Here is an 11,807-nt window from a genome sequence, read left to right on the forward strand (position 1 = left end):
GGCACAAAAAAAAGCCGGTAGCGGGGGAGCTACCGGCAAGATCAACAGGGAGGCTTACGTCTGGGAGACGTAGGGAATCTCTTGAAGATTCCAGGTCGGATATCGTTCCGGCGGACGGATCGTCCAAAGATCAGGAAGCCGGAGCAAGCTCGCTTTGTGCGGATGCTCACAACTTATGATATGAATATAAGTGATCCTTGGGTGGACCAAAAATAGAATGACTACAAGTCAACCATGCGTCAGGCGCATGACAATAAAATGTCAGCAATTTTAAGACATTATGGCACGACTGATATTTGATGTGCCCCGATATTGGTAAAACACCCCATAAACGCCAACAGCCCGGCAGTGCCGGGCTGTTGCAGAATCGGATAGAAGATGATGTCCGGAATTCTATTTCTCGGTCGTGGCACTGGCGCTGGCGGCTGCCGCGGCCTTTGCTTTGACCTTTGAAATTTCCTCGATCAGGAAGTCACGGAACACCGCGATACGTTTGGAGTGCCGCAGTTCTTCCGGATAGACGAAATAGGCGTCAAAACTTGGCCCTTCGAGTTCCGGCAAGATGCGGACCAGATTGCTGTTGGTTGGCAGCAAGTAATCGGGCAGTGCCGAAATACCAAGACCGGATTCGGTGGCGCGGAAAATGCCATAGATATTGTTAAGCTTCAGGATCGGGCGCATGTCCGGTTTGAACTGCTGTGCGGTTGCCATCATCCAGTTGACGTTGGAAACCGGCGGACGGGCATCCGCGCCATAGATGATCAGGCGATGGTCCTTGAGGTCTTCTGGTGTTTTGGGCATGCCGTGTTGCTTGATGTATTCCGGCGATGCAAACACGTGATAGCGCAGCGTCATCAGCTGGCGCTGGACAAGGTCGGCCTGACGGGGCGGCTGCATGCGGATGGCAACATCGGCCTCGCGCATGGCAAGATCGAGTTCCTCGTCATTGAGCACCAGCGACAGTTCGATTTCCGGATACCGTTCAAGGAACTCGTTGATGCGCGGTGTTAACCAGGTCGAACCGAAGGCAACGGTTGTCGTGACCTTGAGCGGACCGCTTGGCCGTTCCTTTGATTCGCGAATGCGGGCTTCTGCCATGGAAAGCTTGGCAAAAACATCATGTGCTGTGCGATACAGCAGCTCGCCCTGTTCTGTCAGGATCAGGCCACGCGCATGGCGATGGAAAAGCGGGACTTTCACGCTTTCTTCGAGTGCGCTGATCTGTCGGCTGACGGCCGACTGGCTCAGATTAAGGTTTTCCCCTGCGTGGGTGAAGCTCCCGGCTTCGGCAACAGCGTGAAAAACACGCAGCTTGTCCCAGTCCATAGACCTGCTCCTAGATGTGCCAGCGCACGGTCGATGCGCAGGACCCCTGATAATTGTTCTCTTCTTTTATGGCCAATTTGGTTTCCACACTATTAAGTGCATCACAAGCTTTGACCAAGTGCATGATTATTCAATCAATATGAGGCCTGTGACATTTTCTGCAAGAAGACATTTTCCTGCAAAGTCCATGGCGTGGTGCGGTTTTCGACGCAATGTCAGTCAATTGGCCGGATCGCGGCCGTTTGAAACGATTAAAAAAGGGGACGCCAGATGCGTCCCCTTTGGTCTTTAGGCTCATTTGCGCCAGAAGATCAGGCTTCTTGCTCTGCGATGAACTTTTCTGCCTCAAGGGCGGCCATGCAGCCCATACCAGCCGCAGTCACCGCCTGACGATAGACCTTGTCGGTGACGTCGCCTGCGGCAAAGACGCCTTCGATATTGGTCACCGTGCTGCCCGGCTTAACGAGGATATAGTTCTCGTCATCCATGTTGACCTGGCCTTTGAACACAGCCGTTGCCGGATCATGACCGATGGCCACAAAGAAACCGTCGGCCGGGATATCAAGCAGCGCACCGGTTTTGACATTACGTACGCGCACACCTTCGACGCCGTCCATCGGGCCATCACCGCCAAGAATGTCTTCAACCACGCTGTCCCATACAACCTCGATCTTTTCATGCTTCAGCAAACGGTCCTGGAGCATTTTTTCCGCACGCAGTTCATCGCGGCGGTGGATCAGGGTAACCTTGGAGCAGATACCTGCAAGATAAAGGGCTTCTTCAACCGCGGTGTTGCCACCACCGACAACCGTGACCGGCTTGTTGCGATAGAAGAAACCATCACAAGTCGCGCAGGCCGAAACGCCACGGCCATTGAATTTTTCTTCGCCCGGAAGGCCAAGCCAGCGTGCCTGTGCGCCGGTCGAGATGATGACCGTGTCTGCGATATAGGTGTCGCCGGAGTCGCCCTTGCAGACGAACGGACGTTTGGAGAAATCGACTTCGGTGATCAGGTCATGCACCATTTTGGTGCCGACATGCTCGGCCTGGGCTTTCATCTGGTCCATCAGCCAAGGACCCTGAATGACATCCGCGAAGCCCGGATAGTTTTCGACATCAGTTGTGATCGTCAACTGGCCACCCGGCTGAAGACCCATCACCATCATAGGTTCAAGGTTCGCGCGCGCGGCATAGATCGCTGCGGTGTACCCGGCAGGGCCGGAGCCAATGATGAGGACTTTGGTCTGATGTTCCTGGGCCATGTTCTTTGTATACGTCCGAGATGAGTAAAAACAGAGATCGAACATATGGGCAGTCCGGGCAAGACGCAACCGCTTCACGCAAAGTTTGAGCAGCTTGTTTCGCGTTTTTTGATTGGTGAAATTTTACGTTTGAAACAGGTAGTTTCATTGTGGCATCGAAGCGTATCGGAATGGTCGTGCAGGATGGCGGAAATTTGCGCCAAAAAGCAGATTTTTCAGCGTTTTCAGTTACGGCATCCAAGCACAAGATTGCATTCTGATGCGGATTATATTATTGCCAGCAACTTGCCTCGCTGTAATATTGTTTCAATCGGGGTAAGTTTCGCGCACAGAATCGAGGAATAAATGCAACGGGTCAAACTCGACAAGATCGACCGCAGAATTTTGCGCGATCTGCAGGAAGATGGCCGCATGACCAATGTGGAACTTGCACGCCGTGCAGGTATTTCAGCGCCCCCCTGTTTGCGTCGTGTGCGCGCACTCGAGGAAACCGGTTTTATTCAGGGCTATCATGCCGATGTGGATGCGCAGGCGCTGGGCTACAACGTGACTGTGTTTGCAATGGTCGGGCTTGCCAGCCAGGCAGAACATGATCTGCGTGCGTTTGAAGCCCGTGCGGCCGCTTGGCCGGAAGTCCGCGAATGCCACATGGTGGCGGGTGAAATGGACTTTCTTCTGAAAATCGTCTCGCACAGCTGGGATGAATATCAGAAATTCCTGACCACCGAACTGACAGTTGCCGAGAACGTCAATCACGTTAAATCCGCACTTTCGATTCGCACCGCGAAAAACATGCCCGGTGTGCCGATCGATATTGAGGTCGAAGACTAGGCGGTAACCTAAGCCGTAACGCTTGGCGTTCATCAGGTCAGAGACGCATGAAACCGGTGCCCAAAGCGCCGGTTTTTGCATTTGAATGCGGCATTAAAAAAGGCCCGGGAATACCGGGCCTTAATCTTGATCAGCTCTTTTCAGGTCAGGAAAAATCGACCTTGAGAATTTCATAGCTTTTGGTGCCGCCGGGCACGGTGACTTCGACAGAGTCACCGACCGACTTGCCAATCAGCGCACGGCCGATTGGCGACGTGGTCGAGATACGACCAGCGTTGATGTCGGCTTCGATCGGGCCAACCACCTGATAGGTGGTTTCCTCGTCGGTGTCTTCGTCAACGAGCTGCACCTTGGCGCCGAATTTCACGACATCACCTGCAAGGGATTTGATGTCGATAACTTCGGAGCGGCTGAGCACGTCTTCGAGCTCGGCAATACGACCTTCGCAGAAACTTTGGCGTTCGCGTGCGGCATGGTATTCGGCATTTTCCGAAAGATCGCCATGCTCGCGGGCATCCGCAATGGCCTTGATGATTTCAAGACGTTCGACGGACTTGCGATGCTTCAGTTCTTCTTCGAGACGCTGATGCCCCTGGGGGGTCATTGGTACTTTTTCCATCGCGCTCACAGCCTATTCTTATTAGCGGTCGATACTACAAAATCAACCGCCCGGCATCCCGCCGGGCGGTCTGAATTCTTCCGTCAGGTTCAGATTAAGAACCTTAGTACTTGTCCCCAAGATATTCCTGAACGGGACGGACTTCAAGTGCGCCGCGTTTCAGGTTGTCGATGGCGCGCAGGGTAGCGCGGGCACCGGCGACAGTGGTGTAGTACGGGATGTCATCGGTAAGCGCAGTACGGCGGATCGAGAAACTGTCGACCACGGCCTGCTTGCTTTCGGTGGTGTTGAACACCAGCTTGATATCGCCGTTCTTCATCATGTCCACGATATGGGGACGTCCTTCCTGTACCTTATTGACCGGGGTGACGTCTAGCCCTTCTTTTTCAAGAGCTTCTGCAGTGCCATGGGTCGCAACGATGCCAAAGCCAAGCGCAATGGCGTCGCGCGCCAGTTGAACAGCAGCCGGTTTGTCATAGTTTTTGACCGAGATGAAGATCTTGCCTTCAAGCGGCAGCGTATGGCCTGCTGCCATCTGTGCCTTGGCAAAGGCGCGACCGAAATCGGTGTCCAGACCCATGACTTCGCCGGTTGAACGCATTTCCGGGCCAAGCAAGGTATCAACGCCCGGGAAGCGGTTGAACGGAAGCACGGCTTCCTTGACCGCGATATGCTTGAACGGACCATGATCAATTTCAAAGTCGCCGAGCTTTTCGCCTGCCATGATGCGCGCGCCGATCTTGGCAATCGGGTTGCCGGTTGCCTTGGCAACGAACGGCACCGTACGCGAAGCACGCGGGTTCACTTCGATCAGATAGATGATGTCATCCTTGATCGCAAACTGAACGTTCATCAGGCCAATAACGTCAAGTGCCTTGGCAAGCTGAACAGTCTGTTCCTTAAGGCGTTCGATCATCGCTTCATCAAGCGAGTAGGGCGGCAGGGAGCAGGCCGAATCCCCGGAATGGATACCGGCTTCTTCGATATGCTGCATGATGCCCGCGACAAAGACGTTCTCGCCATCAGATACGGCGTCAGCATCAATCTCGATCGCGTCTTGCAGGAAGCTGTCGATCAGAACCGGGCTTTTGCCGGAAACCTGAACGGCTTCGTGCATGTAGCGCAGAAGGTCTTCGGTGGTGTGAACGATTTCCATCGCACGGCCACCCAGAACGTAGCTTGGGCGGATGACGATCGGGTATCCGATGCCTTCGGCGATTTTGACGGCTTCGTCGACAGAACGGGCAATGCCGTTGGCTGGCTGACGCAGGCCAAGCTTGTTGATCAGGGCCTGGAACCGGTCGCGGTCTTCGGCAAGATCGATGCTGTCCGGGCTGGTGCCGAGGATCGGAACGCCGGCCTTTTCAAGGGCTGCGGAAAGTTTCAGCGGGGTCTGGCCGCCATACTGAACAATCACGCCAAGCAGTTCGCCGTTGCTTTGTTCAAGCTGGCAAAGCTCGATCACGTCTTCGGCGGTTAGCGGTTCGAAATACAGACGGTCTGATGTGTCATAGTCAGTTGAAACCGTTTCCGGGTTGCAGTTGACCATGATCGCTTCGATTCCAGCTTCGCGCAGCGCATAGGCCGCGTGAACACAGCAGTAGTCAAATTCGATGCCCTGACCGATACGGTTCGGGCCACCACCAAGAATGATGACTTTCTTGCGGTCGGTGACTTCGGCCTCGTTTTCCGGCTCAACGAAACCATCGCCTTCATACATGGAATACATGTATGAGGTGCGCGACGGGAATTCGGCCGCACAGGTATCAATGCGCTTGTAAACCGGGCGCAGGCCAAGGGCGTGACGATCCGCACGAACGGCGTCTTCGTCCTTGCCAGCCAGTTCAGCAAGACGTGCGTCCGAGAAGCCGAGCTTTTTCAGGCGCAGCAGTTCCTGCTTGTCGGTCGGAATGCCGTTTGCGCGAACTTTTTCTTCCTCGGCGACCAGCATTTCAATCTGCTTGAGGTACCAGGGGTCAAATTTGGTCGCACCCTGAATTTCCTTAAGCGTCAGGCCATGACGGAAAGCCTGGGCAGCGTAGAGGATACGGAACGGGATCGGCTGGGTCAGCTTGGCGCGGATGGCGGCCTTGTCAGGCGCACCTTCGATTTTGACTTCGTTCAGGCCGGTAAGCCCGGTCTCCATCGACCGCAGACCTTTCTGCAGGCTCTCGGCAAAGCAGCCACCGATGGACATCGCTTCACCGACCGACTTCATGGCAGTCCCCAAAAGCGGCTTGGCACCCGGGAATTTTTCAAAGGTGAAGCGCGGGATCTTGGTGACGACATAGTCGATGGTTGGCTCGAACGAGGCCGGGGTAACGCCGGTGATGTCGTTATCAAGTTCGTCGAGCGTGTAACCAACCGCAAGCTTGGCTGCGATCTTGGCAATCGGGAAGCCGGTTGCCTTGGATGCCAGTGCCGAGGAGCGTGACACACGCGGGTTCATTTCAATCACGATCAGGCGACCGTCATCCGGGTTGACCGCGAACTGAACGTTCGAGCCGCCGGTATCCACACCAATCTCGCGCAGAACCGCCAGCGAGGCGTCGCGCATGATCTGGTATTCTTTATCGGTCAGGGTGAGCGCCGGGGCGACAGTGATTGAGTCGCCGGTATGGATGCCCATCGGATCGACGTTTTCGATCGAGCAGATGATGATGCAGTTATCCGCATTGTCGCGGACCACTTCCATTTCATACTCTTTCCAGCCGAGGATGGATTCTTCAATCAGCACTTCGTGGGTCGGCGAAATCGCCAGACCATTGCGCACGATCTGTTCGAATTCTTCACGGTTATAGGCAATGCCGCCGCCTTCACCGCCAAGGGTGAAGCTTGGACGGATGATTGCCGGAAGGCCGGTAACTTCAAGTGCCTTGACCGCATCTTCAAAGGTGCGAACCATGGCTGAGCGCGCGCTTTCAAGGCCGATCTTGTCCATGGCTTCGCGGAATAGCTGGCGGTCTTCGGCCTTTTCGATGACGTGCTTTTTCGCACCGATCATCTCGACACCGTATTTTTCGAGCGTGCCGTCGTTAAACAGCGCAAGTGCGGTGTTCAGCGCCGTCTGACCACCCATGGTCGGCAGGATCGCGTCCGGGCGTTCCTTTTCGATGATCTTGGCAACCATGGCCGGTTTGATCGGCTCGATATAGGTCGCATCGGCCAGGTTCGGGTCGGTCATGATGGTCGCCGGGTTCGAGTTGACCAGAATGACGCGGTAGCCTTCTTCCTTGAGGGCCTTACAGGCCTGGGCACCGGAATAGTCAAACTCGCAAGCCTGACCAATAACAATCGGGCCGGCACCGATGATGAGGATTGATTTGATATCTGTACGTTTCGGCATGTCGTTTTCCGCTTTTCGCAAGGGCAGGCGCTATGGCTGCACCGCCTCGTTTAAGTCCGTTAATCGGGTAATCTCGGGCGTGTCCTGATCAGGGGATCAGGCTTTGGCGTCCTCGATCAGACCAACGAAACGTTTGAACAGGTAGTGGCTGTCATGCGGCCCCGGCGATGCTTCGGGGTGGTACTGAACAGCGAAGACCGGCTTGTCTTTCAGGCGCAGACCGGCAAGCGATCCATCAAACAACGAGAAGTGCGTTGCTTCGACGTTGTCAGGCAGGCTGTCCTTGTCGACGACAAAGCCATGGTTCTGCGAAGTGATTTCAACAACACCCGTGGTCGTGTCCTTGACCGGGTGGTTCGCACCACGATGGCCGACATCCATTTTCATGGTTTTTGCACCCAGGGCGAGCGCCATCATCTGATGACCCAGGCAAATCCCGAATACCGGCTTGCCGCTATCGATCAGGGTTTTGATGGTCGGAACCGCGTATTCACCTGTGGCGGCCGGGTCGCCCGGACCGTTGGACAGGAATATCCCATCCGGGTTCATCGCAAGGATTTCATCGGCCGAGGTGGTGGCCGGAACAACCGAGACCTTGCAATCAAGGCTTGCCAGATTGCGCAGGATGTTGCGCTTAACGCCGTAATCGATGGCAACGACGTGGTGCTTGGCGTTGCCAACCTTGCCGTATCCGCCTTCGCGGGTCCAAAGCGCTTCGTCCCAGTCGTAACCGGTGGTGCAGCTGTTGTCCTTGGCAAGGTCCATGCCTTCAAGGCCCGGCCAATCATTGGCCTTGGCGATCAGGGATTCGATATCAAAACTGCCATCTTCGCTGTGGCAGATCACACCATTTGGCGCGCCTTCGGTCCGGATGCGTTTGGTCAGGCGGCGGGTATCCACACCGGCGATCCCGATCCGGCCATGTTCAGCCAGCCAGTCGTTGAAATGTTTCTGGGCGCGGTAGTTTGACGGCTCGGTAATGTCCTGGCGCAGGATGCAGCCAAGGGCGACCGGTTTGGCGTTTTCGATATCTTCGTCGTTGGTGCCGACATTGCCGATATGGGGGAAGGTAAAGGTGATCATCTGACCGGCATAGGAAGGGTCGGTCATGATTTCCTGATAGCCCGTGATCGACGTGTTGAAGCAGACTTCACCAACGACCTCTCCTCGGGCCCCGACGCCGCGTCCCCAAAAAACTGAACCATCTGCGAGAACCAGAACGGCAGAAGCACCAGGGGGCGGGGTGTGCGTGGGCGCTGACATTGGCAAATGTCCTTTCGATCTTTCCACGGTGAAACACGGATTCTTTTTATATATAATAATTCTGCGCAGGCCGACAAAAACGGCTGCTGTTAACCTGCATACCGGCCATGCAGACGTGCCAAGTGGTTTCCAGCAAGGTATGCCAACAGCGCAAAAGCGTCAGCAAGGGGTTGCGGAAAGCGGGGCAAAGCGTGATCCCGGCAGGCAAATTGGCGGATGTCTACGGGAGTCGCCATGGCATGTCAAGGACGCATCTAAACTTTTATTTTTACAATAAAATCAATAACTTACGCGTTAACGTTTTCTTTGCGTCAAATGCCGTTTTGCGGTATGTTCGCTCCTTTCTTCCACAGAATCAGAGATGAGCCATGCTGCGATCGCAGCTTAACGACGCTTTGAAAAAGGCCGTCCTTGCCAAGGATGCCTGCTCCGTAACCACCGTGCGCCTTATTCTGGCGGCACTGAAAGAACGCGATATCGCCGCACGGAGCGACGGCAACACCGATGGCATTTCAGATGATGAAATCATCAATCTGCTTCAGGCGATGGTAAAACAGCGCCGCGAAAGCATTGAAATGTACACCAAGGGCAATCGCCCGGAACTGGCCGAACAGGAAGCCTCCGAGATCGAGGTCATCGAAAAGTTCCTGCCGGCCCAGCTGTCCGATGAAGAAATCGAAGACGCCGTGCGTGGCACTGTTTCGGAAATCGGTGCGACCTGCCTTAAGGATATGGGCCGCACCATGGCAGCCCTTCGAGAAAAATACAGCGGCACGATGGATTTCGGCAAAGCCGGTGGTGTCGCCAAAAAACTGTTGGGTTAATCGCAACAGGACTATGTCATTTGAAAGCCGGGCGTGTAAAATCGTCCGGCTTTCGTCGTCCCGGGACCGGACAATAATCACATCAATCAGGTCGACCGGGGCAGGGACCAATCAACAGAGTTGCAGCACACTGCTGTGACATTATGGGAACGGGGCACACATGAGCTTTCCCCAGTCGTTTCTAGACGACCTGCGGGCGCGGGTGGGACTGGCGGATGTCGTCGGTACATCGGTGAAGCTGATCAAACGCGGCCGGGAATATTCCGGGCTGTGCCCGTTCCATTCTGAAAAATCCCCGTCCTTTACGGTCAATGAGCAAAAGGGTTTCTATCACTGCTTTGGTTGTGGCGCGCATGGCGATGTCATCAGCTTTGTGATGAATACCCGTGGCCTGACCTTTATCGAGGCGGTCGAGGTGCTGGCCAATCAGGTCGGCATGGAAGTCCCCAAACAATCCCGCGAAGCCCAGGAACGCGAACAGAAGGCCAAAACCCTTTACGAGGTCATGGAAGCAGCCTGTGCGTTTTTCGAACGCATGTTGCGCATGCCCGAAGGCAAGGAAGGGCTTGATTACTTCCATCAGCGCGGACTGGATGACAAAACGATATCCGAATTCCGGTTGGGCTATGCCCCGGACAGTCGTGGGGCGCTGAAGGCGGCGCTCAAGCGCGAAGATATTGACGAAAAACTGATGATCGAGGCCGGGCTTCTGATCGAGCCCGAGGATGGCAACCGGCAAAGCTATGACCGCTTCAGAGGCCGCGTCATGTTCCCGATCCTGGATCGGCGCGGACGGGTGGTGGCGTTTGGCGGGCGCGTCATGGGTGATGGCAAGCCGAAATACCTTAACAGCCCGGATACGCCACTGTTTCACAAAGGGCGGTTGCTTTATGGCTTGCCGCAGGCGCGTGAAGCGTCTCAACAGGATGCGCCGATCATTGTTACCGAAGGCTACATGGATGTGATTGCCCTGCACCGTGCAGGCTTTCGCGGGGCGGTGGCGCCACTTGGTACCGCGGTGACCGAAGAACAGATTGGCGAACTTTGGAAAATGACCAACGAGCCGATCCTGTGTCTGGATGGCGATGTTGCCGGTAAGCGCGCAGCAGTGCGTGCCGCAGAACGCGCGCTGCCGATTTTGCGCCCGGGCAAGTCATTGCTGTTTTCGATCCTGCCTGAGGGTGAAGACCCAGACAGCCTGATGGCGGCCCCGGATGGCTTTAACAGTTTCCGCAAAATCATCGAACATGCCGTGCCGTTGGCCGAACTTGTGTGGCGCATGGATGCGGGCACGCACAAGATTGACACCCCGGAACGTCGTGCAGCCCTTGAGGCGACGATAAATCAACGTATTTCCGTGATTGCCGATGAAGCCGTGCGGTCGCAATACAATTCGTTTTTCCGCGATCGTATCTGGAAGCTGTTCAAGGGCGATCGGGGCGGAAAGCCCGCAAACCGGTCGGGAAATTCGGGCAATTTCCAAAATAAAAAATCCGGATGGGGTGGCAAACGCGGAAAAAATGACCATTTCTGGGGTCCGGCCGGTAAAGCGGTTCCGGGCATGTCGCGACCGCCCATGCAAAAGAAGCGTGACCTGCAAGACTCCATTCTTTTGCTGACATTGATCAACCATCCTGCCTTGCATGATGAGATTGGTGAACAGCTGGGAATCTATAGTTGTGCAGACTCCGCGCTTGACAATCTTCGTCGGGCCGTCTTAAAGCTGCTTGACGATGATCCTGGACTTGATTGCGAAACGATCAAGGCCCAATTGGAGCGCGACGGGCTGTCAGAGACAGTTTTGCGGGTGGTTAGTGCCGATGTTATTGCGCACGCCGCTTTCGCCAAGCCCGAAACGCCGCTCGAACGGGCCCTGACGGGTTGGAAACAGGTTTTTTCCATGGCTGTAAGCTCCCTGGAGGACGAAGAGGCAAAATACGCCGTCCGACAGTTGGCAGCAGATACCAGCGAGGAGGAATGGGAAAGATTTTCTCACAGACGAGAGGATCTGGCCCGACGCCGGGAGAAAGTGTTTAAGCTCGACGACTGATCATTGATCACGTGTGTGGTCTGGATCAGCGATCGGGCTATTTGTGATTTGCGCTGAAAGACACGGCGCTTGGGACAACAACGGTACGAACGTACCCAGCGGGAAACGGGGAATAGATGTCGTCTAAGACTTCGAACGCTGAAGAGAAAAAGAACTCTTCTGAAAACGCAGACGGACCTCTTCTCGATACATATAAGTCGGCCATAAAAAAGCTCATTGCCAAGGGCAAGGAGAAGGGCCACATCTCGGTCGATGAGTTGAACGCGGCCCTGCCATCCGAGCATTT

At 55.2% G+C, this 11,807-nt stretch carries 9 protein-coding genes; 4 read left to right on the forward strand and 5 right to left on the reverse strand.

The features are described 5' to 3' along the window. Window positions 1-393 precede the first annotated feature (393 nt). Both B3Z49_RS21365 and trxB read right to left on the reverse strand, forming a co-directional pair. On the reverse strand, window positions 394-1,326 hold the full coding sequence (locus tag B3Z49_RS21365) for a LysR family transcriptional regulator (protein ID WP_064779685.1): 933 nt from the start codon (window positions 1,324-1,326) through the stop codon (window positions 394-396). A gap of 311 nt (window positions 1,327-1,637) precedes the next feature. Then, window positions 1,638-2,588 carry a thioredoxin-disulfide reductase gene (gene trxB / locus B3Z49_RS21370; protein WP_296994716.1) on the reverse strand — a complete coding sequence of 317 codons (951 nt, stop codon included), beginning with the start codon at window positions 2,586-2,588 and terminating at the stop codon, window positions 1,638-1,640. 345 nt (window positions 2,589-2,933) lie between these two features. On the opposite strand from trxB, the gene B3Z49_RS21375 reads away from it, so the two are divergent. Beyond that, window positions 2,934-3,419: an Lrp/AsnC family transcriptional regulator gene (locus tag B3Z49_RS21375; RefSeq protein ID WP_008889517.1), complete on the forward strand. Its 486-nt coding sequence runs from the start codon at window positions 2,934-2,936 to the stop codon at window positions 3,417-3,419. A 145-nt stretch (window positions 3,420-3,564) separates the two neighbouring features. Here the strand turns inward: B3Z49_RS21375 and greA are convergent, their stop codons facing one another. From greA to carA, 3 genes are all read right to left on the reverse strand, one after another. Then, window positions 3,565-4,038, reverse strand: coding sequence for a transcription elongation factor GreA (greA, locus tag B3Z49_RS21380; RefSeq protein ID WP_008889520.1), 474 nt, complete (start codon window positions 4,036-4,038; stop codon window positions 3,565-3,567). Window positions 4,039-4,141: 103 nt separating this feature from the next. After that, window positions 4,142-7,384, reverse strand: coding sequence for a carbamoyl-phosphate synthase large subunit (gene carB / locus B3Z49_RS21385; RefSeq protein ID WP_120224378.1), 3,243 nt, complete (start codon window positions 7,382-7,384; stop codon window positions 4,142-4,144). Window positions 7,385-7,480: 96 nt separating this feature from the next. Next, window positions 7,481-8,647, reverse strand: coding sequence for a glutamine-hydrolyzing carbamoyl-phosphate synthase small subunit (gene carA / locus B3Z49_RS21390; protein WP_296994722.1), 1,167 nt, complete (start codon window positions 8,645-8,647; stop codon window positions 7,481-7,483). Between the two features lie 368 nt (window positions 8,648-9,015). Here carA and B3Z49_RS21395 point away from each other — a divergent pair, with 368 nt between their 5' ends. The 3 genes from B3Z49_RS21395 to B3Z49_RS21405 form a co-directional block, all read left to right on the forward strand. Beyond that, window positions 9,016-9,471 (forward strand): GatB/YqeY domain-containing protein, encoded by a 456-nt coding sequence (locus B3Z49_RS21395; RefSeq protein ID WP_008889523.1) that lies wholly within the window; start codon window positions 9,016-9,018, stop codon window positions 9,469-9,471. Between the two features lie 160 nt (window positions 9,472-9,631). Beyond that, window positions 9,632-11,521, forward strand: a complete 1,890-nt coding sequence (dnaG, locus tag B3Z49_RS21400; RefSeq protein ID WP_197145767.1) for a DNA primase — start codon at window positions 9,632-9,634, stop codon at window positions 11,519-11,521. A gap of 116 nt (window positions 11,522-11,637) precedes the next feature. Beyond that, a partial coding sequence (locus tag B3Z49_RS21405; RefSeq protein ID WP_296994927.1) for an RNA polymerase sigma factor region1.1 domain-containing protein occupies window positions 11,638-11,807 on the forward strand: 170 nt, incomplete at its 3' end.

The sequence above is a fragment of the Thalassospira sp. UBA1131 genome (genome assembly GCF_002311515.1).
Lineage (GTDB): Bacteria > Pseudomonadota > Alphaproteobacteria > Rhodospirillales > Thalassospiraceae > Thalassospira.

Coding starts and splice junctions, on each gene's coding strand:
- greA (WP_008889520.1), bottom strand. CDS start 4,038: ATGGAAAAAGTACCAATGACCCCCCAGGGGCATCAGCGTCTCGAAGAA.
- B3Z49_RS21365 (WP_064779685.1), bottom strand. CDS start 1,326: ATGGACTGGGACAAGCTGCGTGTTTTTCACGCTGTTGCCGAAGCCGGG.
- B3Z49_RS21375 (WP_008889517.1), top strand. CDS start 2,934: ATGCAACGGGTCAAACTCGACAAGATCGACCGCAGAATTTTGCGCGAT.
- trxB (WP_296994716.1), bottom strand. CDS start 2,588: ATGGCCCAGGAACATCAGACCAAAGTCCTCATCATTGGCTCCGGCCCT.
- carA (WP_296994722.1), bottom strand. CDS start 8,647: ATGTCAGCGCCCACGCACACCCCGCCCCCTGGTGCTTCTGCCGTTCTG.
- carB (WP_120224378.1), bottom strand. CDS start 7,384: ATGCCGAAACGTACAGATATCAAATCAATCCTCATCATCGGTGCCGGC.
- B3Z49_RS21395 (WP_008889523.1), top strand. CDS start 9,016: ATGCTGCGATCGCAGCTTAACGACGCTTTGAAAAAGGCCGTCCTTGCC.
- dnaG (WP_197145767.1), top strand. CDS start 9,632: ATGAGCTTTCCCCAGTCGTTTCTAGACGACCTGCGGGCGCGGGTGGGA.